This is a genomic window from Iodidimonas nitroreducens (assembly GCA_000710935.1).
Classification (GTDB): domain Bacteria; phylum Pseudomonadota; class Alphaproteobacteria; order Sphingomonadales; family Rhodothalassiaceae; genus Iodidimonas; species Iodidimonas nitroreducens.
Genome location: BAYV01000013.1, coordinates 97,257 through 123,578 on the forward strand (window position 1 = coordinate 97,257; position 26,322 = coordinate 123,578).

Sequence of the window (26,322 nt, forward strand, 5' to 3'; positions counted from 1 at the left end):
CACTCCATTGATTCCGTTTGAGCCTCAAAAGCGCTGCTTCAAAGCGTTGCGCGGTGATTCCACGCATAGGCGCTCTTTCCCGGAAGGGAAGGACCGGCCAATTGTGGAGCAGCAGGCTTTTTGCTGGGCAGCATCCATGAGATGCGGTGAACGGCATCCTGCGTGGTGATCTTGGCGGGGAAAGTGCCCCAGATCCGTGCATTGCCGGTAGCATTGCCATAGAAAACCAGACGGCCCATGCCGACGCTGGCACCACGATTGAAGTGGTACATGCGTTGCGCAAGCATCGCTGGTTCTTCTCCGGCAGCGCGCATGAACATCCAGCCATCCGGGGCATTGAATTCCCGGGCATGTTCGGCCAAACGCTCGACCGTATCATTGATGGGGTCCACGGTGATCGAGGTGATGAAAACATCACGCCCGACCTTGTCGCCCAATCCTTCCACGATCTTGGCAATATGCGCCGTTTGGCTGTGCATCTTGTCATCATCGATCGAGAAGAAATTGACCATGAAAATCTTGTTTTGCATGCGATCTTCATAGAACCGCACCGGTTCGCCGGTATGAGACACCGCACGCACATCAGGGAAGCCACAGCGGACATTGAGATCAAGCTGGTGCACCGAGGTGGGTGTCAGGCTCTCGTTCGGGCCGCATTGTGCGGCGCCGCTTAACAACTGTCGTCTTGTTGTAGACATCGAATTGTCATCCTTTTCGAAAAGTTTCGGTGAGGGGATCAGTCGCCCTGACCCGGCTCCACAAGATCCCAACGCACCATCATGGCGTGATCCTCATGCACCACATTGTGGCAATGCATGATGTAAGGACCGAGGAAATCGCGCCAGCGACCGAAGAATTTCACTTCATCGCCCGGTCCGAGTTCCACCACGTCTTTCTTGGTGTCGAGGAAGCTGAAGGGCTCCACCGGCTTGCCATTGACTTCAAAAATCTGGAATTCTTCCATATGCGTATGCACAGGATGCGCCCAGCTATCGCCGGTATTGCGCCAGGTCCAGATTTCCGCACTGCCTTGCTCGATCTTGGCATCAGCACGGTTTGGATCCATCAACTCGCCATTGACGGTGAAGAGGCCACTGTCATAGTCGAAGGTCCAGATGCGTTCGCGACGCACTTCGCTGAAATCGATGGCTGGCTGACGACGCATGAAATCGGGGATCCGCGATGGATCTTCGACATCACCCGCCTGCACGCGGAACTGCATGATCATATCGCCTTCATCGAGCTGACGGCCGCTTTGACCGGCGCCATCTTCGCGCATGCCCAAACGGTTGACGATGTAGACATTGTCACCGGCATTGAAATTCGAGAAATCGATGATCACGTCCGAGCGATTGGCCACCCAAAGCTTGAGGGTTTCCGATTCGATCGGTGTTTCACGCAGATTGCCGTCGTTCGACAGGATGATCCAGTTGGTTGCCCTTTGGGCATTGGGATCGGCACTGTCTGTGGCCAGATGCAGTTCATAGAGTCGGCTTGGGCCGCCATTCAGAATACGGAAGCGATATTTGCGGCGTTTCACATCCAGATAAGGCTGGATGGTGCGGTTCACCGTCATGGTATCGCCCAGCATCCCAAAGGTTGTGTGCTGGAAGCTTGGCAGATATTCGCCTTCGATATTCTGAATATCGGGGGAGAAGAAATCCCAGACCACCTGACCATTTTCATCGAACTGAACGTCATGGATGATGAGGGGGATGTCGTATTCCCCGCTGGGCAGCCGGAAGGCATCGGGATTGGGATCATTTTCGTTGTCGGAATCTTTCTCGTCGAACAGGAGATAGAAACCGGCATGACCCGCATACACATTGGTGGCCGTGAAATCGAGGCGATGATCATGATACCACAAGGTGGTCATGCGCTCATCGTCATTCTTACCGGATTGATCGCCCGCCGGGAAGTTTGCGTAATGATGATCCCAGAATTCGCCGGGATTGAAATAATCCTGGGGGATACCATCCGATTCCGACGCCGTATGGCCGTTATGCAGATGGATTGAAAAGCTGGGAACCGCGAAATTCACGTTACCCGTGCCGATTTCCGGATGTTCATTGATGCGACGAACGAAAACAGGCTCGCCATATTTGGCCTTATAGGTCGGCCCCGGTGCGATATTGGTAAAGTTCGGACCGGTGAAGGTATAATGCCACGATCCCTGATTATAGGGGGGCTGTGGATGATACACCCAGCGCGATTCCTGCAAACGTTCATAATAGAACTTTTGCGGCGCAAATTTATCGAACAACTGATGCCGTTCGGGATCAGGCGCCATGCCGCCCAATATGGGATCAAGCAGATCAGATTGTGGCACGGATTGCGCAACAGGCATCCGAAACAGGGGGGCCGTAAAAGGGGTGACTTTAGGGCTTGGTCGGGACACCCATGATGGCCTGAATGTTTGAGGGAAAATAAGCCCGGTTTGTGGGAAATTACCGGGTGTGCGCTCGATAACATGCTGTTTCGGCGCACTCATTGCATACTTCGACGCGAGGCCCGCACCAGCGGCAGCGGCACCCAGCTTCAAAGCATCTCGCCTTTTGAACATAAGGATTTCTCCAGGTTGACGTGTCGATCCGCGATTCCCTGAAGACGGATGCCATCAGGGTTGTGAGAAAGCTTTGCATGCATGGCGCGAAATTCACGCGAAGCATGATCTGATCAAGCGATTTGAATGCGGTGGGGAAACAGCTTTAAAGATGTGTTTGGCCGTGTATAACGAGATTTTATCGTCATTATCTACGAAACACTTTTAAAGCGATCATTATCTATGAACTACCCGCATTAAGACTCATATTCACTCAACCAAAAAGGGCCGCACTCACTGTTGTCATTTTTCGCCTTATTGTGAATTAATGCAAGCCCATATTTCGCCACATTCTTAAAAATAGACAAATCAATGCTGTTGTATGTATTTTATACATAAGAAACAATAATTTATATTCACATTGCATTTATGTTATTGCGTTGAAACATTTAGAAATACACCATATAGATGTTCTGAAGGTTGTGGGATGTCTGCGCTTTTCGGTAGAATCAACTGCATTTCACGAATTTGTGTCTGACGATCTATAGTTAAAAAAATTAACAAGTTTTTTAACACTCATGATGATAGGATGTGTTTAGAATAAATCCTTAAAGTATTGTTAACACTCTGGCCGGAATGTGCGATAGATGAAGACCATGGAAACGCCTTTGGCTGATCGCGATGAACGCTTGGCGGCCTTGCTGATGGATGCTGGCCGGATCGAGCATTCAACGATCGAGCGTGCGCGCCTCATTGCTCAGACTACGGGGGATTCTCTCCCTCTTGTCTTGCTGAAACTCGGCATGATGGCGGAGCGGGATCTGGCGATGGCTTTGGCCCGCTGCCATGGGCTGAAGCTTGTGGAACAAGATGCTTTCCCCGCACAGGCGATCCCGGGCTTATCGCTGAGCACCCGCTTCTTGCGCGAAGAGCGTGTTTTGCCCCTTGCCCTCACTGATGATCGCCTTGATCTGGCGATGGCTGATCCCGGGGATGATTTTGTTCGGCAGTCATTAGCGATGATTGCCGATGTGCCGGTGGTGTTGCATGTGGGGCTGCCTACAGAAATCGAGCAGGCGATTGATCGACTCTATGGCTCGGTGCAGGCGACCGAAGATCAAATGGATCGCACTCATAATGCTGCTGAAGACGAGGGGTTTGAAACCGATATCGAACGCTTGCGCGATCTGGCCAGCGAAGCGCCGGTGGTGCGGTTGGTCAGCCGGATGATCGAGGATGCGATCGATTTGCGCGCCTCGGATATTCATCTGGAGCCTTATGAGCAGCGTTTGCGCCTTCGCTATCGGGTCGATGGCGTTTTGCAAGACGGTGAAGCGCCACCCTTACGCCTGAAATCGGCCATCGTTTCGCGTCTGAAGATCATGGCCAAGCTCAATATCGCCGAGCGTCGCCTGCCGCAGGATGGGCGGATCAAGCTGGCGGTTCGCGGCTCTGCCATTGATCTGCGTGTCTCCACCTTGCCGTCTCTTTTTGGTGAAGGCGTGGTTTTGCGGGTGCTCAATCAGGATCAGTTGAGCCTTGAGTTCGGGGCCTTGGGCATTGGCGGCAAAACCCTTGAGCGGTTGCTGGAAGGCCTGCAGCGCCCCAATGGTATTTTTCTGGTCACCGGGCCCACGGGTTCGGGAAAAACCACCACCCTTTATGCGGCGCTTTCCCGCTTGAATGAAGCAGGCACCAAGATCGTGACCGTGGAAGATCCGGTTGAATATCAGCTTGATGGGGTCAATCAGATACAGGTGAAGCCCGCTATTGGTTTGACCTTTGCCAATGCCTTACGCGCCATTTTGCGCCAGGATCCCGATATCATCCTGATCGGTGAAATTCGCGATCTGGAAACAGCGCGGATTGCTGCCCAGGCGGCGCTGACCGGGCATCTGGTGTTGTCCACTTTGCACACCAATAGCGCTGCGGCTTCGGTTACCCGCTTGATGGATATGGGGCTTGAAAGCTATCTGGTCACCGCCACGCTGAATGGCGTTGTGGCCCAAAGATTGGTGCGCCGCCTGTGTGATGCGTGCAAAACGCCTTATGCCATCAGCCCGGAGCTTTATGATAAGCTGGGCTTGAAGAAACTGGGGGCGCTTTTATCTGCCACCCTTTATCAGCCCATGGGTTGTGATCACTGCCATCAAAGCGGCTATCGCGGCCGCACCAGCCTTGTGGAAATTCTGGTGATCGATGATCATCTGCGCCGGATTATCCTGAAAGATGGGGATGCATCAGAAGTGCAGCGGGCGGCGCTGGAAGCCGGGATGGTGACCCTTTATGAGGATGGTATGAAGAAAGCCCTGGCCGGAGAAACGTCGGTCGAAGAAGTGCTCCGCACGGCGCGGGATGGGTGATTTTATGGCTGTTTTCAGCTATCGCGCCGTGGATCAATCGGGTCGGCTTGTGGAAGGCACCTTTCATGGGGCGGATCAGGCGGCCCTGATCGCGCATTTGCGGGGGCAGGGCTTGCAGCCGGTGCAGATGACCGATCTCAGCCGAAAAGATGCCGGGATTTTTTCGGGTGGTCTTTTCTCTCGCGCCGGGCGCCTGGGCTTTTCGCTGGATCAGGCAAAGGCTAAAAAGCTGACATCTGGCGGTTTGGCGATGATGAGCCGTGAATTGGCCACCCTTCTCGATGCCGGATTGCCATTGGAGCAGGGTCTGCAGATGCTGGCACAGCAGGATGGCGGGCGCACAGTGGCAGCAAAGGTTGCGGGTGGCTTGCTGGAAAAGGTTCGGTCCGGCGCGTCTTTTGCCGATGCCTTGCAAGATCAAAGTGAGAATTTCCCCGGCCATTTCATCGGACTTGTGCGCGCGGGCGAGGCGGGCGGCACCCTTGATCGGGTTCTGCTCAAGCTGGCCGATAGTTTGGAGCGGAGCCATGCCCTGGCGCAGGATATCCGCTCGGCCCTCAATTATCCGATCCTGATTCTGGTGGCTTCGGGAGGGGCGGTTCTGGTCCTGCTTTTGGGGGTGATCCCGGAATTCGAGCCGCTGTTCAGCAGCGCGGGCAATGCCTTGCCGATGTCGGCGCGGATCGTGATGGGGGCTTCGCGGCTTTTGCAGAAATTCTGGTGGGCTTTGCCGCTGGCGATTATCATTTTTTACATTATTATGCGGTTTATTTCGGCGGATGCATCCTTGCGGGCGCGGATTCAGGGGCTATGGCTGGATTTGCCCTTGATCGGCCCTTTGATGCGGAAAATCGAGGCGGCGCGTTTTTGTGGCACTTTGGGAACCTTGATCGAGAATGGTGTGGATGTGGTGCCGGCCTTGCAGATGAGTGGAAAAACCTTATCCAATGCCCGTTTGGTGCGGGCTGTGGAGCAGGTGGTACCGCGCTTGCGCCGGGGTGAGGGTTTGGCCGAACCGCTGGTTGAAGCCGGGGTGCTGCCCCCCCTTGCGGCGCGCCTCATTCGGGTGGGGGAGCAAAGCGGTCGCCTTGATGTTATGCTTTTGACCACGGCGCGCATCTATGAAGGGGAAATCGGCCGCGAAACCCGCAAACTCGTTTCGCTGCTGGTGCCGATGGTGACTTTGTTTCTGGGTATTCTTGTGGCGGGGATCATCGGGTCCATCCTATCGGCGATTCTCACCTCTTATGATTTGCCTTTTTAGGAGATGGGCATGAAACCCCTGTTCATCACCCAAGGCGCGCAGCGGTCTTCCTGTCGGCAGGCGGTTGAGAGCGGCTTCACCCTGATGGAAATGCTGGTGGTGATGGCGGTGATGGGGATTGTGGCGGCTTTGGCCATGCCGCGTTTTCATCATGCCCTGCCGGGCCTGGATTACACCCATGCCGTGCATAATCTGGCCTCCGCCCTGCGGCAAACCCGTGCAGCGGCTATTTCTTCGGGGCAAATGCGCAGTCTGGAACTGGATATCGATGATGCCGTCTATCGCTATCCGGGCGTTCCCAAAGCCGACATTCCGGCCGGGATCGATATCGATCTTGTGGCCGGGCGCGAAGGGTTGTCCCGTGTCGATCAACGGGCACGCTTTGATTTTTATCCCGATGGGTCGTCGGCGGGGGGGCGGATTGCTTTGGCTCAAGGGGATCGGCTGTCAATCCTTGCGATCGATTGGTTGACCGGACGCATCGAGATCAAGGATGACGCCGATGGTTTTTAAAGGCACGACCTATTCAAAAAAGAGTGTTCCTTTAATTTCGCACTTGCTAAAGATGCATTTCGGATTTGGGGCATGATCAGGGTTCTCGTCCATGCGTTTTGATATCAATCAGCTTGGCCGCACGGCGAAACAGCTCTTCTCATGGTGGATGAGGGAACTGGCAGGCCTGTTGCCGGTGGCTTGGCTGGCACGCGCCGGTCAATGGCGGCGGACCCTTGTGTTCGAGATCGGTCAGGATCAGGTTACGGCTCGCCTTTATAAGGGCAATGGCCCTTGTGCCCTATCGGGTCAAGACCGTGGGCCAACGGACCATAAAGACGAAGGCAGCGTGATTTTCGAGGCTCCTTATGATCGCGACCGACCTGCCGCTTTGGCTGATGCCCTTAATCACCCGAGCCTTCAGGCTTTGCCCGAAGTGGATCAGGTGCATGTGCTGATCCCCAAGGATCGGGTTTTGAGCCGCGCCATCCATCTGCCCTTGGCGGCCCGCGATAGCCTGGCGCAGGCTGTTTTATTCGATCTGGATCGCCAAACGCCTTTCCAGCCGGAGCAGGTTTATATCGGGTTGAAAAATCCGCTGATCGATCAAGCCGCCGGGCGCATTAATCTGAGCATCGATCTCATGCGCCGGGAAGATTTAAATCCTCTTCTTGATGCTTTGAAGCAGGCCGGGGTCAAGCCGGATGCTTTGCGGGCCTCGGTTTTGGGGGCGGATCTTTTGCCGGATCATCATCGCCTTGAAAAGCCCGGTTTTTCGCGTCTTAAAACGGTATCGATCCTGCTGCTGGCGGGTCTTTTGCTGCTGGCTTATTGGCTACCCCAAAATCGGCTGGACGAGGCCCGCGCGAATTTATCCCAAGAGCTTTTGGAAACCCGTAAGAAAGCTTTGGCGGTCGATGATCTGATGCGTGATCTTGAGGCTTTGCAAAATCGCCAGACCCTTCTTTTTGAGCGCAGAGCGGCAGAGCCGATGGCCCTGACCTTAATGAACAGCTTGAGCAAAGCCCTGCCCATGGATGTTTTTCTGATCGAATTTTCATATGAAAATGGGGTGGTCTCTCTCACCGGATTTGCGGATCGGGCCTCCACTGTTTTATCGGCGGTGGAAGATATCGATCTTTTTCATCAGGCGCGTTTTGTGGCCCCGGTCACCCAGGATCAGCGCATTGGCCGCGAGCGGTTCAGCCTGGCTGCGGATATTTTCATGCCCAAGGCAGGAACGCCGCAAAATGCGGCCATCAAAAACGACAGCGCAGCGCGTGTGAGGGGCGGGCGATGATCAAAACTCCTTCCTTATTTGTGCGCAGGATTTCGGCTGTTGGGCTGGTTTTTCTGGCCATTGCGGTTTCCTATGAACTGGTGATCGCCCCCATCGTGTTTGATTATCGGGCCGGTGTGGCCCAGCTTGAAAAAGATGCCGCCCTTCTCCGGCGCTATCAAAAAGTGGCGCTGTCTGTTGATGAGGTGGAAGCGCTGAGCCGCGAGGTGCGAAAAGGTCAGGCCCTAAGCGGGGTCTTTTTATCCGAAAGTACGGATTCGCTGGCCGCCGCCCGCTTGCAAACTCTGCTTGGGCAAATAGTGACCGCAGCGGGTGGCGATGTGCGATCCCTGCAGGGCCTGCCGGTCGTGGTGCGGGATGGCTTGTCGCGCATTCCCATGCGGCTGCAATTCATGTCGGATATTCGCGGATTATCCGATCTTTTGTATCGCATCGAAAGCAGCCAGCCGATGATTTTTGTGGATCAATTGCAGATCAGAACGCGGCTGGAGCGCACATCGGTCAGGGGCGATGATCTTGAGGTGGGGCAGAATTTCCTGATTGAACTGGTGGTCTCGTCCTATCGCCTGCGGGGTGAAGAATGACCCGGCGTTTGTGGCCTCAATTGGTGCCTTTGGGTCTGGTGGCCCTGATGCTGATCATTTTGGCAGCTTTGGCCCTGCGCACGCCGCCTGATTTCACCCAAAACATGCCGGTTGATGAGGATGCATCGGCTTTCATGGGGGCAGATAACAAAACTGCCGAACCGGTGCCACCTGCAGCCCCGGGCCAAAGCACTTTTGCCGCGATCATAGAACGCAATCTGTTTGCCATCGATCGCAAGCCGCCTTTGGTGCGGACCGTGGCAAGCTCGGGCCCGGCGGCGGCAAGTACCGAGCTTGCGCTTGTCGGTGTCATCATGGGGGATGCGGGCGGATCGGCCATCGTTGAAGATAAAAAATCAAAGGATATGTCGATCATCGGGCAGGGCGAAAGCTATAGGGGATGGGAATTGCTGGCGGTCAGCCAATGGGGGGCAAGCTTTATCCGCAATGGCGAGCGTCTCTCCTTGAGCCTGCAATTTGCCCCGGGTGCGGAGGGGGTGGGGTCTGATCCCTATCAATTGGGGATGCCCGCGCATCTGGTAAAGCCCCGCTCGGTGATTACCCCGCGCCGGGGGGATGCGAATGGCAATCCCGTTCCGGCTTCGCGTCAAAACAAAGATCCCGATCGCCTTGATCGCCGCGGTTCAGGCGGATGAGCCCACAACAAAAATGAGACATAACATCGTGTGTACAGCAAGCATTGAACGATCCTATCGCAGCCCCGCACGGGCCTTTCATCGGCTTGTGCCTTTTTGTCTGCTGATTTTGTTGGCGGCCTGCGGACAGGATCTGGTGCGGGGTTCGCATAGCAATGATCGGGCCTCTCCGCCGCCGGGTTTGTTTGAGGAAAGCGAGCAGCAGCGCAGCACGCGGGAGGCCTATGAAACCACCCGGATTGATAGCAGCGATCCTCAAAGAGACCCGAATTCATTGCCCCCAACCGAGGCCGAAATCTATCGCGGCAGTGGCCAATTTACCAATGATGCTCAAAACGACAGAGGGCAGCCCGCCAAAGACGCGGGCTTTGCCGAGGTGCGGGAGCGCGAAGGCACCTATAGCCTCAATTTTGCCAATGCCGACATTCGCAAGGTTGTGGATGCCGTTCTGGGGGAAGCCTTGTCTTTGCCCTATATGATTGATAGTGCCGTTTCAGGCACGATCACCGCCCGCAGCGCCCGCGCCTTGCCCGCTGAACAGGTGATCCCGGCTTTGGAAGATATTCTGGCCATCAATCGCGTGGCGCTGGTGGAACGTTCGGGGGTTTATCATGTGGTGCCCATCGAGGCGACCACCGGCAATGCCCCCCTTCTGAGCGGACGCGAAAGCGTGCGCGATGGTTTTGGTATTCATATCATTCCTTTGCAATATGTCTCTGCCGATGAAATGCAGGTGAGTCTTGAGCCCTTTTTGGCTCCGGGGCGAGGCTTGCAGGCCGATAATGCCCGCAATCTGTTGTTGTTTCGCGGGCCTTCGGTTGAAGCCAATGATATTGTCGCCCTGGTTGAAACCTTTGATGTGAACTGGCTTCAGGGCATGTCTTTTGCCATCCTGCCTTTGCAACATGCCGATGTGGGGGATGTGATCAGCGAGATGGAGGCGATCTTTGCCAAGGGTAGCGAAGAACAGCCCGGACCAACCGATGGGGTGATCCGTCTCTTGCCGATTGAACGGATGAATGCCGTTCTGGCGATCAGCCGTCAGGCGCAATATCTGGTCAGCGCCAAGCAATGGGCGGAACGCCTTGATCGTGGTGGCGGCACGGATGGCCAGCGGATGCTTTATGTGTATCATTTGAAAAACGCTCGGGCATCTGAAATTGGCGAGGTTCTGGGCGAATTATTCGATGTCCGCACCGTGGGCGAGGGGGCGGGCCAAAGCGGCGGCGGCCTGGCTCCGGGTCGGCAGTCTGGCGGCCTTTCGGGTACCAGCGGTTCGGGCAATACGGCCTCATCAGATGATGGGTCGGGGGCTGCTGGCTCTGGCCGGGGTGGGGTGTCTGGCAATAATGGTGGGGCTTTATCGGCAGCAGCCCGGACATCCACGGGCGGTGGGGGTCGCGCATCCGGCGCGGGTGGCAATAGCGGTTCAGCCTTTTCTTCGGAAAATGGCGATGGCCCACGCCTGATCGCTGATGATCGCAATGATGCCATGCTGATTTTGGCAACGGCGCAGGAATTTCGCATGATCGAATCCACGATCAAGCGTTTGGATGTCTCTCCCTTGCAGGTTTTGATCGAGGCAACGATTGCCGAGGTTACCCTGAACGATGCTTTGAATTTTGGCGTACGCTGGTTTTTCGATGCCGGGAATGAAAATACCCAGAATGTGAGTTTTTCAGATGTATCAAACGGCGCGGTGGCCCCTACATTTCCCGGATTTTCCTATTTCTTTGAAAGCAATAGCGCCCGAGCGGCGCTCAATGCCTTAAGCGAAATCACCGATGTGACCGTGGTATCATCGCCGCAATTGATGGTTCTGGATAATAAAACGGCCCGGTTGCAGGTGGGGGATCAGGTGCCCGTGCCGGTGCAGCAATCGGTTTCGACCCAGGATCCCGATGCCCCTATCGTCAATTCCATTCAGTTTCAGGATACGGGTGTCATTCTTGAGGTCACCCCCCATGTGAATGCCAGCGGGCTGGTGGTTCTGGATGTTTTGCAAGAGGTATCGGATGTGGTGCCCACAACATCTTCGGGGATCGATGCCCCCACCATTCAGCAACGCACGATCAGTTCATCGGTGGCGGTGCAAACCGGGGAAACCATTGCATTGGGTGGCCTGATCCGGGATCGTTCCACCAGCAATGATACCGGTGTGCCGATCCTGATGAATATTCCGTTTTTTGGTAATTTGTTCAAAAGTAAAACCTTGGGCAATGAACGCACGGAATTGCTGGTGATGCTGACCCCGCGGGTGGTGCGCGATCAGGCCGAAGCTCGTGAGGTGACCCAGGAACTGCGCAGGCGGATGAAGGGGCTGGAACGGCTGAAAGAGAATTTTGGCCTGCCCAAAAGCGAGCCTGACGACATGAAAAGCGAGCAAGCCGGGCCCAACTGAATGCAGCTTTTTGCGGCCAGAAGCAGAATGCACACATCCTCTAAGGGCTTCACCCTGATCGAGGTGTTGGTAGCCTTTACCATAGCCTCGATCATGCTTGTGGCTTTGCTTCAGGGCATGGGGCGGGGATTGCGCAGCATTGATCGGGCCGATGATCGGCAAATATTGGTGAATGCCGCGCAAAACCAGATGGCCCGCCTGGGCCGCCAGATTGAACTGCGCCCGGGCATAGAAAGCGGGGAGGGCGATGGCTATCGCTGGCGGGTGTCGATATCTGATCCGCCCCCTGATCTGGCATCGGATCAGATTGCCGGTGGGCAGCTTCGCCTGCTGATGATCGAGATTAGCGTGAGCGATGGATCGGGGGCTGAATTTCATCTGCAAACCATGCGTTTGGTTGAAAGCGAGGTGCCATGATGCGCCAGGCTCGATCAACACAGGCGGGCTTTACCCTTGTGGAACTGATTGTTGCCCTCACCCTTGTGGGCCTGTTATCGGCGGGCCTTTTTACGGCCCTGCGCTTTACCAGCAAGGCGTGGTTTGCCGGGGAAGCCCGGATCAGCCAAAGCATCGATGCCGATGCTGTGCGCTCGTTCATCCGCCATAGCCTGAGCCGGGCGCAGGCGATCAGCATTTCCCATAATGGCAAAGATCAGGCGCCATCCTTTGTCGGTGATCGCACCAGTCTCAGCTTTGCCAGCACCATGCCGATGGGGGTGGGGATTGGTGGGCTTTATCTGTTTCAATTGGAAAGCGGGCCCGCTGGTGCTTCTTTCACCATCGATTGGGCGCTGATCAGACCGGATCGGCTCATTGCCATCGAGGATGGCCGGGAAAGACCGCGCCTTCTTTTTACGGATAACCCCTATGTGGAATTTCGCTATTTCGGGCTGAGCGATGATGATCTCAATGCCGGGCTTTCCCCGCGCTGGTATGATCGCTGGCAGGGCAGTTTTCGCCTGCCGCAATTGGTTGAAATGCGTTTTCTCGATGCGGGGGGGGCTGCGGTGGCCCCCGATCTGATCATCGCCCCGATGATGGCGCCAAGCCGAGACCGGGGCCCGGGCATAGGATCAAATTAAAAACCGCTTGTGCTCTCGCTTTCAAGGATCATGCCCTGCTGCCATGATCTTATGCGATAGCGTTCGGTGCCTCCGGAAAGCTGGACCACGGCGCGTCTTTGAAACAGGCCATTGCCGGGGGTGCGCGCGGTGCTGGTGATATGAAAAATGCTGCGCGCCGGGCCGGTAAGATAAGGATTGGGGGCTGATGCAGCACGATCCGCCAGGCTGATGATCGTGCCCGAGGCATAGGCAGCCCGTTCGCCCTCGCTTAACCCCGGAATAGCCGCCAGAACATCGGGTGGGGCCGATGTGGGATCAACGGCGCGCCCCCCCGATTGCACCGTGGCGACCTGTGACAGGCGCAGAACCAGATCATGGGTCATGCCCGGGATTTGCAATAATTCTTCAAATTGAATCATTGGCGCATCGCGGGACTCATATGCAAGGCCCGCAGCCCGATAATCGGCATCTTCGGCACCGAAAGGGCGTGGCCGATCATCGCTATCACGGAAATCGGCAATGCGTGCAGCCAGAATATCCGCTCGATCCGGGCTTTCACCCATGCTGATGAGCAGGCTGCGCATCAAAATTTCATCGGCGGCATTGAGATCGACCAGCCCCCCTGCATCCTGCACCGCGATGCTGATTTCGGCATCATCGATCTGCACGCGGCGGGGCGTGCCATTCACCGCAATGGCCGATTGCGGGCCTTCGGCTTCATAATTGATGGTGAGCAATTGCCCGATGGCCCAGAAAACGGCCCCATCGGCCAAAGCTTCGGCCTCGGCCTGATCGCTGCGGGCAATCAGCGTGCGGGTTTCGCTGCGGGTGGTGCTAAGAAACCCGGCAATGATCAAAGAGATCAATGTTAAAACCCACAAGACGAGAATGAGGGCAAAGCCACCATGACGAGCGCCTTGATCGGCGGAGGAAAAGCCTGATGCCGACGAAAGATCGGCGGATGGATCGATGATCAACTGCTGCTCCAGTTATTGACATCCGCATTTTCACCCTCGCCCCCCGGCGCATCATCGGCTCCCAGCGAATAGATATCCACATCCATGCCCATCTGGCTGGGGAAGCGATAATGATAGGGGCGGCCCCAGGGATCGATCAGGCCTTCGGGCTTATCGATATAGGGGCCATTCCAGCCCCGTGCCCCGGTTGGTTCTTTGATCAGGGCCTGCAATCCTTCTGCTGTGGTGGGATAGCGCCCGGTTTCCAGTCGGTAAAGATCGAGCGCGCCTGAAAGATTATTGATCTGGATATTGGCCCCATCGGTTTTCGCCCCCGACAGATATTTCAAAACGCGGGGAACGGCAAAAGAGGCCAGCAACCCAAGAATCGCCAGCACTACCAGCAATTCCATCAAGGTGAAGCCGGATTGTTTTTTTCTGGTCTGTCGTGTCGTCGCGCTCATGAAATCATCCTCATTGGCAGAGTTTCTTGTGCAAACTATAAGGGAAAAACACAAGAACAGGTAAATCTTTGGTGTCAATCATAATGATAAGTTTGGATTTTTGAAACAGGCGCGATCTTGCCCCACAGCCCATCTGGGGATAAAGCTGGGGGCGTTGATCAGGGCTGGCAGGCCGCGCCCATCAAGATGAATATATAAAGGAATGATGACATGACAAAGTCCGCGGGCGTGCAAATCTCGAAAGAAGAAGCGGCGGCGCGCGATGCGGTGCGAACCCTGATCCGCTGGTCGGGGGAAGACCCTGATCGCGAAGGGCTGCGCGATACGCCCGAACGGGTGGTCCGTGCCTTTCTGGAATATTTCCGGGGTTATGAAGAAGATCCGGTGATTTATCTGTCGCGGACTTTTGAAGAAGTCTCGGGCTATGATGAAGTGGTTTTGCTGCGCAACATTCCTTTCGTTTCGCATTGCGAACATCATCTGGCGCCCATCATCGGTAAGGCGCATGTGGCCTATCTGCCTCATGATAAGGTGGTGGGGATTTCCAAATTGGCACGGGTGGTTCATGCCTATGCCCGGCGGATGCAGGTGCAGGAACGCCTGACCGCCCAGATTGGCGATTGTATCACAAAAGTGCTTGAACCCGAGGGCGTGGCTGTGGTTATCGAGGCCACCCATGGCTGCATGACCTGCCGGGGCGTGGAAACTCCCGAGGTGATCATGACCACAAGCCGGATGACCGGCGTTTTTCGTGAAGATGATAAGGCCCGGCGCGAGGTTTTATCCCTGATGGGTTTTTGATCGGGCCTTTCATCCTGCCAAATGGTGAGCGCGGGATTGCGCGCGGGAGGTCTTGCCTTCGGGCGATGAACGCAGCACTGTGCTTTGGGGACTGTTTTGGCAGATTAGAAAAGGCCACAGCCGGTCGATCTTTGGGTCAGCCCGGCCTTGATGGCTTTCAGGATATGGGAATTGCATATGGTTTCGATGGTCGCGTTTTTTAAAGCCCTTGTCGGTTTTGTTTTTTTGATGGGGATGATGATGCCCGCATTTTCGTATGCCGAAGATCTGACCATCGCCCGGATGGTTGGCAGCCCCGCGCTTGATGGGCCAAAGGTGAATGGCCTGAAGCTTGCGCCCGATGGCAGCCGGGTCACCTTTTTAAAGGGCAAGGAGCGGGATTTCCGCATTCAGGACCTGTGGGAATATCATATCGAAACGGGTGAAACCCGGCTTTTAGTGGATAGCGATGATATTTTGGGGGGTGTGGCCGAAGACCTGAGCGAGGTGGAAAAAGCCCGCCGGGAACGCCAGCGCATTTCCGCCAGCGGCATTGTTCAGTATCAATTTTCCAAAGATGGACAAAGCCTTCTCTTTCCCTTGGGCGGGGATCTTCATGTCTATGATATCAAGGCAGGCAAAGCGAAAAGGCTGACGGAAACCGAGGGCTTTGAAACGGATGCCAAATTCTCGCCCAAAGGCGCCTATGTGTCGTTCATCCGCGATCAGAATCTGTTTGTCGTGAATGTCAAAAACGGCGTTGAAAAGCAGCTCACTCATGAGGGCAGCGGCCCTGTTCTGATGGGTATGGCGGAATTTGTGGCACAGGAAGAAATGGATCGCGATACCGGCTATTGGTGGGCCCCCGATGAAAGCCATATCGCCTTCACCCGGGTTGATGAAAGCCCGGTGCAGGTCGTTGATCGTTATGAACTTTCGGAAAATGGCGGGGTCACGACCATTGCCCAGCGCTATCCTTTTGCCGGAACCGCCAATGTGCTCATCGAACTGGGCGTGGTCAGCCTCGAAAGCGGAGAAATCGACTGGATCAATCTGGGCGAGGAAAAGGATATTTATCTGGCGCGGGTGAATTGGCTGCCCGATAGCCGCCATCTGGCCTTTCAAAGGGAAAGCCGCGATCAAAAGCGCCTCGATCTGGTTTTTTCCCATATCAGTTCGGGCAAGCAATGGGTGGCCATCACCGAAAGGGCGGAAAGCTGGATCAATCTGCATCATGATCTGAAATTTCTCGAAAACAGTGATCGGTTCATCTGGTCATCGGAAAAAAGCGGGTTTCGGCATCTGTATCTCCATGATCTGGAAGGCCGCGAAATCGGCGCGCTGACCGCCGGGGACTGGGTGGCGGCCAAGCTGGAGCGCGTGGATGGAGAGGCAGGCGCCGTTTATTTTTCGGGCTTCAAGGATGGCCCCACCGAGCGGCATCTTTATCAGGCAACGCTTGAGCCCGATCCCCAATCCATCACCCGTCTCACCAAGGAAGAAGGCTGGCATGATATCAGCCTCTCGGATGATGCGTCTGTGTTTGTGGATAGCTATTCAGCACCGCGCACGCCGCCGCGGGTGGCCCTTAAAACCATCAAGGGTGATCTGGTCACCTGGATCGAGAAGAATGAATTGGATGCCGATCATCCTTATGCGCCCTTTCTTGATCATCATGCCACAAGCAGCTTTGGCACCATCAAGGCTGAAGATGGTACGGATCTTTATTATGAACTGATGAAACCGGCGGATTTCGACGAAGCGAAAACCTATCCCGCGATCATCAATGTTTATGGCGGACCGGGGGTGCAAAGGGTGCGGAAAAGCTGGTCCATCGATTTCGATCAGATCCTCACCCGCAATGGCTATATCGTTTTAAAGCTGGATAATCGCGGTTCCGCCAATAGGGGCAAGGCTTTTGAGGATGTGCTGTACCGCAAGATGGGCCATAGCGAAGTGATCGATCAGGTGGCGGGGGCGAAATATCTGGCGGCACAGGATTATATCGATGGCGCACGCATCGGCGTTTATGGCTGGTCTTATGGCGGCTATATGACGATCCATCTGCTGGCGCAGGCCCCCGATGTTTTCAAGGCCGGGATGTCTGTGGCACCGGTTTCTGATTGGCGCCTATATGATACCCATTATACCGAACGCTATCTTGGCCAGCCTGATGCAAAGGATGAGGCATCAAAAGCTGGGCGCGATGTTTATGCCGAGGCATCGGTTTTTGGCCATCTTGGCGATATGAAGCCCAACAGCCTGCGGCTGGTGCATGGGATGGCCGATGATAATGTGTTTTTCGATCATGCGGTGAAGCTGATGTCGGTTCTGCAAAATGAGGGCATCGGCTTTGAATTGATGACCTATCCCGGTAAAAAGCATCGCATCAGCGGTGAGGCGACCCGGGCGCATCTATGGTCTGGGGCACTGGATTTCTTTGATCGAAAGCTGAAGCCTTGATCATGATGGCTGCGGAATGCCCATCGCCCTCAGCGCTTCAGGCTGCGAAAGCACATCCGGAACCGGGCCATGGGCGATCATCTGCCCGTCTTCGATCACCATGATCTGGTCGGCAAGGCGTTCGGCCTCGTGCATATCATGGGTGACGAGGATGATCGGCATGATCTGATCGGGAGCATGGTGGCTCTGCCGCAGTTGATGGCGCAAGGCGATGATTTCGCCATAAAGGCCTTCGCGGGTGCGGCGATCGAGGGCGGCAAAAGGTTCATCGAGCAAAAGCGCCTTGGGGCGTCGGGCCAGCGCTCGAGCCAGAGCCACACGCTGTTGCTGGCCGTTGGAAAGGGCTGCGGGCTTGCGCTTTTCCAGCCCTTTTAAATTCACCAAAGCGAGCAGCCTTTCCGCCTCGGCCATTTTTTCGCCCGAGCCCAGATCATCGATGGCGCAGGCCACATTCTGGATCGCCGACATATGCGGAAAAAGGGCATAGGATTGAAACACCATTCCCACCCGCCTTTGGCGCGGGGGCAGATTGATAGCACGATCCGTATCGAGCCACAGGTCGTCAGAAACCGATAGGCGCGCCATGGCCGGGGTGTAAAGTCCGGCGATCGTGCGCAGGATGGTGGTTTTCCCCGCCCCTGAATGGCCCACTAAAGCCAGCATTGCCCCTGGTTCGAGTTGCAAATCAATGGCGAGGGGGATGGGGCTTTCGGCCTTGATGCTCAGCTTCAAAGTCATCGCGACATCCTCCACCCCAAGCGCCCCGACAGCCATGTGGTGAGGGCGATGGTAAAGAGTGAAAGGGTCACCAAAAAGCCCGACATTAAAGCCGCGCCCCGTTGATCGAAGCTTTGCACCCGATCATAAATGGCAATGGCGATGGTTTTTGTTTCGCCGGGAATGGCCCCGCCCACCATTAAAACAATGCCAAATTCGCCCAATGTATGGGCAAATGTCAGCACCATGGCGGTGAGAATCCCCGGCCAGGCAATGGGAAGCTCGATCAGCCAAAGACTGCGCCAGGGCGAGAGGCCGCATGTTTGAGCCGCTTCACGCAGATCTTTGGGGATGGCTTCAAATCCCCTTTGTGCGGGCTGGATCGCAAAGGGCAGATTGAACAGAACGGACGCCACCACCAATCCTTCAAAGCTGAAGACCAAAGAATGACCGAATGTGTTTTGCCAGAAGGCGCCGATCCAGGATGCCTTGCCAAATCCAACCAGCAGATAAAATCCAAACACTGTGGGCGGCAAAACCAAAGGCAGCATGATCAGGGCTTCGGCCAGCGCTTTTCCCCGAAAATTGCGATAAGCCAGCAGCCTGCTGATCAGCAAGGTGATAGGGAGCAGGATGGCGACCGTCCATCCCGCCAAGCGCAGAGACAGCCAAAGCGCCGTCCAATCCATGGCTCAGGACTCCGGCAGACTGAAGCCATAATCACGCATGATCGCGCGGGCTTTCTCGGTGTTCATATAGGCGTAAAAATCTTCGGCGATGGCCCCGGCACCCTTCAGACGCACCATGCGCTGGCGCAAAGGCTGATGCCAATCGGCCGGGATCAGGGCATAGCGGCCGCGTGTTTTAAGCTGAGGCGAGAGTGCCAAAGAATAAGCGATGATGCCGCCTTCGCTATTGCCGGAAAGGGCAAATTGCGCCGCTTGGCTCACATTTTCACCCAGCACTAAAAAGGGCTCGATGGCTGGCCAGATGCCTTTATGGATCAGGGCTTCCTTTGCCCGCGCGCCATAAGGGGCATGATCGGGATTGGCGATGGCAAAATGGGCGATGGCCTTTTCATCAAGCAGACTTGCCAGATGATCGAGATGGGCATCGGTTTTCAGCTTTGAACCATGGGGGACCATCAAAACGATGCGCCCTTCGGCATAAAGATCGCCTTCATCCATGGTAAGGCCCAATCGGTGAAGATCGGCGATATAGGCTTCATCGGCGGCCATGAAGATCTGATAGGGCGCGCCCTGGCGGATCTGCTGCGCGAATTGTCCGGTGGAGCCATAAGAAACCCGGACCTTATGGCCGGTATCCTTTTCAAAAGTCGTGATGATATCAGACAGGGCAAAGCGCAGATCAGAAGCGGCGGCAATGACCGGAGATCGATCCTGCGCGGCTGCAAGGCCATAAAAAGCCAAAGATAATACCGCCACCACCATCAACCGAAGCACAGCCGCCCTGAAAGCGGGCAGGGGGTGATAATGGCTAAGGCAGCAAAAATTCGGCATCGGGTCAATATCTCCGGTTATGTTTCGTCAAACATAACACATCGGATGGCTGCTTGCTGCAACCCTTATTCCTCGATGGCCTGATCTTTGAGCAGGGAGGAGAGAGCCATAAGGCTGGCCACACTGCTGAAGGCAGCATCATTTTGTACTTGGCGATAAAGGTTCAAAACCGCTTTGCCATTCGGGGTGAGCAGGGCACCGCCACCCCCCGGTCCGCCCCGGCTGCTTTCCACAAGGGGATCGCGGAACATGGCATTCAGGTCTTCGATCAACATCCATGCCCGTTTATAGCTCATGCCCATGGCCCGCCCGGCAGCGGAAATCGAGCCTTTTTGCGCAATCTGATCGAGCAGGGCGGCCTTGCCCGGGCCAATCATGGCCTTGGGCCCGAAAACAATCCGGATATGCAGGCGGGGCGGTTCGTTTATGTTGATCATCTCGTCAGCTTTTAAGCCCATTGCGCCCTGCTCGTGTTGATGCCGGATCAGCCTTGGAATCTATCAGCAAAAGGCCCCAGGAAGCGAAGCCTTTTGCATGTTCAAAAAGGCATTTGGATCAATGGGCTGTTTGCGATGATGCGTGTTGGCGCTCTTCCAGCTTGGTAAAAATTGCGCCCATCACCAACCCATAGATAACATGCAGAACAAAGGTCATGATCGGTGCCATGATCCCCATATTCAGGCCAAAAACCCCGGCTCCGGCCATGGGCATGGGTAGGATCATCATCAAAAGCCATGCCGCAATCGAAAAAGAAATGCCTTTCATCATAGAGCTGCTGCCCGGCCATAGCTTCAGGCCGGCCACGAACAAAGCCCCCCAGATGATCGATCCGATGACAAAATGCATCACCCAGCCAATCATTGGATTGGCAGGCATTTGAAGCATATTTGCACTCATGCCCGAAAGCATCTTGATCACATTCAGTTCCGGCATGATTCCCATAGCACCTTTCATCAGCATGATTGCTGAAAGCACCACAGTGGCAATAAATGCCGCAATGATTCCATTGATGTATGACATGTGATTATCCTGTTCCTGTTAGCACTTTTATCGAATTACAAGGGTCACCCCTTTCGCAAAAACGATTTTCATTATGAAATGTTCCCCAATCCCGCATAACCCAATGCCCTGCAGCTTTTGATTGCAGTTGACGAGCGGATATCTGAGCGCAAGACGTATAAATCTCACCGTCATTGGAAGGTCATAATAGCGATACAGGAATGACATTAACCGTCTCTAGCTGTGCCTTGGTGGTGTTTCACCGCACGAACAATAGCACAAAGGGGAAACGGTCATGTTATCGAAGGCTCATAGACGGTCGGCCTTATTATCAGGGATTGCCCTGATTTCTATTATCAATGGGGTATCAAACAGCGCTTGGGCGCAGCAGTCTGTCGAGACGGATGCGGCGGATCGAGGCATGCTGGAGGAAATCATCGTCACTGCGCAAAAGCGCGAGCAGGCGGCCATCGATGTGCCAATCACCATGACGACCTTCAGCCCGGAATTTCTGGCCCGCCAGGGGATCGATGAAATGGACCGCCTGTCGGATTTCATCCCGGGCGTGCGGATTGATGAGCAAAGCGTCAATAATCCTGCGATCAATGTGCGCGGGATCACGACCGATAATGGCGCCGCCACCACCCAGCCCCGGGTTTCGGTGTTCCAGGATGGGGTGGATATCAGCCGTCCGCGTGGATCATCGATTGCCTTGTTCGATCTGGAGCGGGTCGAGGTTTTGAAAGGGCCGCAAAGCACGCTTTTGGGCCGGGGCGCGATGGTGGGGGCGATCAATTTCATTTCAGCCCGGCCTGAGAATACCACCAATGGCTCATTTGCGGCTGAAGTGGGGGATTTCGACCGGCGCAAGATCGAGGGGCATTTCAACACCCCGATCATTGATGATCTGTTGTTATTCCGCATCGCCGGGCAATATCGCGAGCGGGATGGCCATATCAAAAACATCACCGGTGAAGCGCAATCGCAAAATCCCAATGCAAGGCTTAGGGGCAGCGATTTGCAGGGCATCGGCACCTTTGCCCTGCGGGGATCCCTTGCTTATACCCCGGAAAGCCCGTTTTCCACGACCCTGATCATTAATTATCAAAATGATGATCAGCCCGGCACATCCTTTAAAAGCACGGTGGTGGCGCCTACGGGCGGCGATACCAGCCCTTTCAGCTTTGCCGAATTCGATCAGGGTGCCGATCTTGGTATCGAGCGTGAACTTTGGAGCGCAACCCTCAATAGCCGCTATGAGATTTCCGATGTTTTAGGCTTCAGTGCGATCACCAGTTGGCGGACGTTCGATGCCGTTGAACTCTTTGATGCCGATGGGTTTCAGGCGCGCTTTTTGGAATTTATCGAAGATGCATCAAGCGATCAGTTGAGCCATGAAATGCGGCTCGATTATGATGCGGGCAATGGTTTTGCCGGTTTTATCGGGGCCAATTTCTTTTATGAAAAGGGCACCCAGCGCGTTGTTTCGGTCACCGATGAGCGGGTGTTTGCCAATCTGATACTTGGAACCCCTTTTGTGGGGGCGGATGGCCAGGTTAATCTTGTGCCCGGCTTTCCCGATGATCCCTTCATCGAAGAACAAACCAATCGGGGTGAAAATTACAGCTATGATCTGTTCGGCGATGCCTCTTGGGCGGTAACCGATCGGCTGGAATTGACCGGTGGTGTGCGCTTTTCATTTTCGGATGTGGAAAGTGCGCTGATTGTGCCGGATTTCTCACCTAACCGCGCGCCCAGCTTCCCCAATAATTTTGTTTTGCCCTTGTTCCGCATCGGCGCGGCGGGCAGCGGGATCGATGAAAGGGATGAAACCTTTACCGGTATCACCGGTCGCATCGCGGCCCGCTATGCGCTCACCGATACGCTCAATGCCTATATCAGCTATGCGCGCGGTCGGCGGCCCGAAACTTTGGAAGAGCAAGGGGCCACCAATCTGATCGAGATTTTCAAGGAAGAAACCCTCAATAGCTATGAAGCCGGGCTGAAATCCAGCTTCCTTGGCGGCCGGATGACCCTTGATGCGGCTGTTTTCTACTATGATTTCAATAATTTCCTGACAACTATCGACAATCCGGAGACCACGACTTTGGATGCCATCACATCCGATGATGGAGAAGCCAGCACTATTGGTTTTGAGGCGGATCTGCGCTGGCAGGTGATCCCGGAATTGTTCTTCTTTGCCAATTATGGCTTTCTTGATTCCAAAATATCAGGAGATGAAGCCAAATTCGGGCCGAAAGATACGGTTGGTTTCGTTGCGGGGGATCGCTTTCGGATCAGCCCCAAACATTCTTTTGCCATCGGGGCCGATCTATTGGTGCCCATCGGCAAAGGGGTGAGCTTTTACCTCAATCCCAGCTATACCTATACCAGCCGTATCTTTTTCACTGATGATAATCAGCAAAGCGGCGGCGTTAATCAGCAGCCTTCTTTTGGGCTTGCAGATTTGCGCGGGGGCTTTCAGGTGCGGGATGGCCAGCTTTCCATCGGGGGCTTTGTGGAAAATGCCTTCGATAAGAATTTCCTGATTGATAGCGGAAATACAGGTGGTGGATTTGGCTTGCCGACCCAGATTGCCGGGCCGCCCCGGATGTTCGGCCTTGAGGTGCGCGGGCGTTTCTAGATAACCGCGCAGGCTTGTCAATCAGCCGCGTGCCCGGATCATCAAAGGGATGAGAGGGGCACGCGGTTGTTTTTGGCTCATCTATTCTTTGAACAGCATGAACAGCGTGGGATCATCAGGGGCCCCGGTCGCGGGAAGCCCACGCGCAGCCTGAAAGCGGGTGATCGCCGATTTCAAATCATCCTCGCCTTGCGCCGATGGATTGTGAAAGCCCAGTTCGGCCAAGCGTTCGCGGATGCGATCAAGGGTGCTGCGATAAAGCCGCATGGAATTGCTGGCCCCCGCAATCTCGACAAGGGGGCTTTCAGTTTTCACCGCATCGGGCTTTAAGCTTTTGGTCATGGCATAAACTGCCGCGAAAAAAGGCTCATCGGCATTGGCGCTACACCAGTTTTTCAAGGAAATCGCGATATAGCCATCCGATTGCCAATCAACGATATCATAAATGCCGGTTTCATATTGATTGACCGCGGTGAGATAGCCCGAAGCCCAGCCGAAATAGGCATCGATCCGATCATCGCGGGCATCGAGGGATTCGACAAAAGCGCTGCATTTCGCAAGCCCCATGCCCTTGATCGCCAGATTGCCGTCTTTATCGGCGGCCTGTGCGGCACCCCCACCAAAAGCGGTGGCGGCAAACAGGAAACCGCTGAGCACGAGGCTCAGCGGCAGTTTTTTGGAAGGGGTATTAATCATAAAATACTCATGACCTTAAGGCTAAAGACCGTTTGCGGGACAAGGCGACCAGAAGGAAGAATCCGACCAGAAACAGCAGCAGGCTTGAGACCGTAGGAATATCAACAAGCTGTGGCAGCAAGAAGCTGGCAAGGACCGGATCATGATCAGCAAAGAATTCCAAAAGGCCGCTATTGAGATGAACGATATCGATCAGTGGATTTTGCTGCAAAAGCTGTGACGAGATCAAGATATGATCGAGAAGCTGCGCATTGCCTTCAAAAATGAAGGAAAAGAGATCTTCGGGCGTCAGCTGCAATTGTGCCAGATTGGTCAGGATCTGATTGGTCGTCAGTCCGGTCAGGGCCAAAAGGGGTGCCATGAACTGAAACTCGTTCAGATCGCCCAAAGCAATGATATTGGCCGTGGGGTTGTCTGACAGCAGACCTTCGATGAAGCTGTTGACCAAGGTTGCCTGAGCCACACGCTTGTCTTCACCGCCATTGATTGATGGCTGCACGGTTCCAAACAAAGGCGATGATCCACCTTTCGAGGTGAAGTGATTATTGACGATGGTCACTTCATGGCCATTGAACACAAAGGTGCCCACCAGTGGCTTGCGGGCATTGTCGAAAGCGGGATCGCTATCGGAACCGGGCAGGGTCATCAAAGATCCGGGAACCAGATCCACACGATCAGGATTATAAAGGAATGCCGTGCGGATATTCGCCCCCGGCTCGCCACCGCTGGTGTTATTCACCGGGGCGATTTCAGCAAATTCAAGGCGGGGCCCCCCGGCCTCGACAATGGCATCGATCAGCAACTGCAAAGTCAGGGCTGCTGATGTGGTGCCATCATTGGTGGGGCCGCTGCCATCCTGGATTTCCTGCAGGCCAATGATATCGGGGCTGAGCAGGCCATCCACGATCTGCCGCGCCAGCCCGGCAAATTTTTCGGGGCCATCGGATGGATCGAGATTAAGCACATTATAGGTGGCAACGCTCAAGCGATCACCGCCCACCGCAATGCTGGCAGTTTCCGGGGCGATGGAACCAGCAGTCGCCACAGGGGCTTCGGTTGCCAGTAATTCAAAATTGCCGAAATTGAAGGCAATGACACCCGTGACATCGCCAAGCGTGTCGCCCATCTGAACGGATGGGTTATTGCCCGCCAGCAGGCTGTCATCGATCTGCAGGCGTTCAGGATTGAAATCGCCTTCGGATATGGTGATGCCGCCTTGTGCATTCATGCCGGTGGCATTGGCGCCCTGATCGGCGACCGCGAAAATTTCACCAAATTGATTGGTGGTCGCCACCGCCTGGGCATCCGATAAAGTCACCCGCATGCCTTCAAGGCTTTCAAAGAAATCGATGCCATCGGTTTCAGGATTGAAAGTGGCGAAATTATCACTGTCGATGCTTTGGGTGGGGGCCTGGCGTCCGCCATTGCCAATGATGGTGGCTGTGGGCAGGGCATTGCCCTGGCTTTCCACCGTGATGAGGGGGCCGGTGATCTGGGTGCCAGACAGATTATTGCTCGATGCGCCACCCGGGGTGAATTCACCCACCGTTCCATTGATCGAAACACTATCCCCCAGCGCAACATCGGGGGCCGTGCCGGTGAAAACGAACAGGGCATCTGATGTGGCATCATCGCCATCACCAATTGGATCCTGAACATAAAAGCCATTATTGGCCAGAACGGTCACGATCCCGCTGGTTTCCACCTGCTGATCAACAAAGGATGAAAGATGCCCGGCGCCCTGAATGGTGGGAATGCTCACCGCTTCGGCAACAGGTGGGGGCGGTGGGGGCGGGGGTTCACTGCCTTCGCCATCCAGTGTTTGATTGCTGTTCACAGCGCCTGCGGTATTGGCCGCCGGGGCGTCCCATTGAAAGGCGGTGGTCAAACGGCCCGATGCATCGGTCGTGAGGTCGCCACCACTGATATTGCCGCTCACCTGCACAGAAAAGCCGATCGGCGTGCTGCTGGTTTCCCTGACACCGATATCGGTGCTGCTAAGACCCAAAGCCGCGCCAGAGGTGGCGGTGAATGTGCCCTCATAGCTTAAAAACTGCACGACCCGGCCGGTATTATCCACCAGCGCCATGCCATCGGGTCCGCCATTCTGGATGCCATTGGTGTCGAAATTCAGGGTTTCAAAGCCAAAACCATTGAGATCATTGCCCAAGATGCCGCCGAGATTGATGGTGTTATAAACGGCACCACCATTGCCATTGATCAATTCAACCGACCAGCCGCTGAGATCGGTACCGGCAAGACCCGCGATTTCGATGAATTCACCCTGATCCCTGCCATCATTATCATAGTGCACTTCATTGAAAAACGGCGTGGCTAAGGCGGGCGCGGCACTGCCCGTTAGAATAGCGGCTGCGGAAAGCGCCGATAAAAATCTGGAACGACGAAGATACTTCATG

General features: G+C 55.1%; 23 protein-coding genes. 12 read left to right on the forward strand and 11 right to left on the reverse strand.

Annotated features, from left to right (window positions below; genetic code table 11):
• Positions 1–38 precede the first annotated feature (38 nt).
• Complete coding sequence (locus AQ1_RS06435) at positions 39–698, reverse strand: SCO family protein (protein ID WP_152550395.1); 660 nt, start codon at positions 696–698, stop codon at positions 39–41.
• 38 nt (positions 699–736) lie between these two features.
• A complete protein-coding gene (locus tag AQ1_RS06440; protein WP_313981439.1) occupies positions 737–2,398 on the reverse strand; it encodes a multicopper oxidase family protein in 1,662 nt (553 codons plus the stop codon).
• Between the two features lie 791 nt (positions 2,399–3,189).
• On the opposite strand from AQ1_RS06440, the gene AQ1_RS06445 reads away from it, so the two are divergent.
• The 9 genes from AQ1_RS06445 (at position 3,190) to AQ1_RS06485 (ending at position 12,684) form a co-directional block, all read left to right on the forward strand.
• Positions 3,190–4,905 (forward strand): GspE/PulE family protein, encoded by a 1,716-nt coding sequence (locus AQ1_RS06445; RefSeq protein ID WP_081837127.1) that lies wholly within the window; start codon positions 3,190–3,192, stop codon positions 4,903–4,905.
• 4 nt (positions 4,906–4,909) lie between these two features.
• A complete protein-coding gene (locus AQ1_RS06450) occupies positions 4,910–6,169 on the forward strand; it encodes a type II secretion system F family protein (protein WP_042085601.1) in 1,260 nt (419 codons plus the stop codon).
• A gap of 9 nt (positions 6,170–6,178) precedes the next feature.
• The gene (locus tag AQ1_RS06455; RefSeq protein ID WP_161760458.1) at positions 6,179–6,682 is read left to right on the forward strand and encodes a prepilin-type N-terminal cleavage/methylation domain-containing protein; all 504 of its coding nucleotides are present in this window, start codon (positions 6,179–6,181) and stop codon (positions 6,680–6,682) included.
• Positions 6,683–6,773: 91 nt separating this feature from the next.
• The gene (locus AQ1_RS06460; RefSeq protein WP_042085478.1) at positions 6,774–7,961 is read left to right on the forward strand and encodes a PilN domain-containing protein; all 1,188 of its coding nucleotides are present in this window, start codon (positions 6,774–6,776) and stop codon (positions 7,959–7,961) included.
• Positions 7,958–8,545: a type II secretion system protein GspM gene (gene gspM / locus AQ1_RS06465; protein ID WP_042085479.1), complete on the forward strand. Its 588-nt coding sequence runs from the start codon at positions 7,958–7,960 to the stop codon at positions 8,543–8,545. Before AQ1_RS06460 ends, gspM begins: the two co-directional genes overlap by 4 nt.
• On the forward strand, positions 8,542–9,201 hold the full coding sequence (locus tag AQ1_RS06470) for a hypothetical protein (RefSeq protein ID WP_042085480.1): 660 nt from the start codon (positions 8,542–8,544) through the stop codon (positions 9,199–9,201). Before gspM ends, AQ1_RS06470 begins: the two co-directional genes overlap by 4 nt.
• Positions 9,202–9,229: 28 nt before the next feature.
• Complete coding sequence (gene gspD / locus AQ1_RS06475; RefSeq protein ID WP_161760460.1) at positions 9,230–11,602, forward strand: type II secretion system secretin GspD; 2,373 nt, start codon at positions 9,230–9,232, stop codon at positions 11,600–11,602.
• Between the two features lie 27 nt (positions 11,603–11,629).
• The gene (locus AQ1_RS14460) at positions 11,630–12,019 is read left to right on the forward strand and encodes a prepilin-type N-terminal cleavage/methylation domain-containing protein (protein WP_161760462.1); all 390 of its coding nucleotides are present in this window, start codon (positions 11,630–11,632) and stop codon (positions 12,017–12,019) included.
• Complete coding sequence (locus AQ1_RS06485) at positions 12,016–12,684, forward strand: prepilin-type N-terminal cleavage/methylation domain-containing protein (RefSeq protein WP_042085483.1); 669 nt, start codon at positions 12,016–12,018, stop codon at positions 12,682–12,684. Before AQ1_RS14460 ends, AQ1_RS06485 begins: the two co-directional genes overlap by 4 nt.
• On the opposite strand, the gene AQ1_RS06490 is transcribed toward AQ1_RS06485, so the two are convergent.
• A complete protein-coding gene (locus tag AQ1_RS06490; protein ID WP_042085485.1) occupies positions 12,681–13,643 on the reverse strand; it encodes a type II secretion system minor pseudopilin in 963 nt (320 codons plus the stop codon). The genes AQ1_RS06485 and AQ1_RS06490 overlap by 4 nt on opposite strands.
• Complete coding sequence (gene gspG / locus AQ1_RS06495) at positions 13,640–14,086, reverse strand: type II secretion system major pseudopilin GspG (protein ID WP_042085488.1); 447 nt, start codon at positions 14,084–14,086, stop codon at positions 13,640–13,642. Before gspG ends, AQ1_RS06490 begins: the two co-directional genes overlap by 4 nt.
• Before the next feature lie 210 nt (positions 14,087–14,296).
• Here gspG and folE point away from each other — a divergent pair, with 210 nt between their 5' ends.
• Together folE and AQ1_RS06510 are read left to right on the forward strand one after the other, a co-directional pair.
• A complete protein-coding gene (gene folE / locus AQ1_RS06500; RefSeq protein WP_042085490.1) occupies positions 14,297–14,887 on the forward strand; it encodes a GTP cyclohydrolase I FolE in 591 nt (196 codons plus the stop codon).
• A 240-nt stretch (positions 14,888–15,127) separates the two neighbouring features.
• Positions 15,128–17,329 (forward strand): S9 family peptidase, encoded by a 2,202-nt coding sequence (locus AQ1_RS06510; RefSeq protein WP_313981470.1) that lies wholly within the window; start codon positions 15,128–15,130, stop codon positions 17,327–17,329.
• Here AQ1_RS06510 and AQ1_RS06515 read toward each other — a convergent pair whose 3' ends face one another.
• From AQ1_RS06515 to AQ1_RS06535, 5 genes are all read right to left on the reverse strand, one after another.
• Positions 17,330–18,067 carry a sulfate/molybdate ABC transporter ATP-binding protein gene (locus AQ1_RS06515; protein ID WP_042085495.1) on the reverse strand — a complete coding sequence of 246 codons (738 nt, stop codon included), beginning with the start codon at positions 18,065–18,067 and terminating at the stop codon, positions 17,330–17,332.
• On the reverse strand, positions 18,064–18,735 hold the full coding sequence (gene modB / locus AQ1_RS06520; RefSeq protein ID WP_042085496.1) for a molybdate ABC transporter permease subunit: 672 nt from the start codon (positions 18,733–18,735) through the stop codon (positions 18,064–18,066). The genes AQ1_RS06515 and modB overlap by 4 nt, the downstream gene beginning before the upstream one ends.
• A 3-nt stretch (positions 18,736–18,738) precedes the next feature.
• Complete coding sequence (gene modA, locus AQ1_RS06525; RefSeq protein WP_081837130.1) at positions 18,739–19,566, reverse strand: molybdate ABC transporter substrate-binding protein; 828 nt, start codon at positions 19,564–19,566, stop codon at positions 18,739–18,741.
• 65 nt (positions 19,567–19,631) lie between these two features.
• Positions 19,632–20,003 carry a winged helix-turn-helix domain-containing protein gene (locus AQ1_RS06530; RefSeq protein WP_042085612.1) on the reverse strand — a complete coding sequence of 124 codons (372 nt, stop codon included), beginning with the start codon at positions 20,001–20,003 and terminating at the stop codon, positions 19,632–19,634.
• Between the two features lie 118 nt (positions 20,004–20,121).
• Positions 20,122–20,586 carry a DUF6789 family protein gene (locus AQ1_RS06535; protein WP_042085499.1) on the reverse strand — a complete coding sequence of 155 codons (465 nt, stop codon included), beginning with the start codon at positions 20,584–20,586 and terminating at the stop codon, positions 20,122–20,124.
• Between the two features lie 274 nt (positions 20,587–20,860).
• Here AQ1_RS06535 and AQ1_RS06540 point away from each other — a divergent pair, with 274 nt between their 5' ends.
• Positions 20,861–23,209, forward strand: a complete 2,349-nt coding sequence (locus tag AQ1_RS06540; protein WP_052371061.1) for a TonB-dependent receptor — start codon at positions 20,861–20,863, stop codon at positions 23,207–23,209.
• A gap of 81 nt (positions 23,210–23,290) precedes the next feature.
• Here the strand turns inward: AQ1_RS06540 and AQ1_RS06545 are convergent, their stop codons facing one another.
• Positions 23,291–23,905 carry a peptidoglycan-binding domain-containing protein gene (locus AQ1_RS06545; protein WP_042085501.1) on the reverse strand — a complete coding sequence of 205 codons (615 nt, stop codon included), beginning with the start codon at positions 23,903–23,905 and terminating at the stop codon, positions 23,291–23,293.
• Between the two features lie 7 nt (positions 23,906–23,912).
• Complete coding sequence (locus AQ1_RS06550) at positions 23,913–26,321, reverse strand: endonuclease/exonuclease/phosphatase family protein (RefSeq protein WP_052371062.1); 2,409 nt, start codon at positions 26,319–26,321, stop codon at positions 23,913–23,915.
• Position 26,322: the final 1 nt, after the last annotated feature.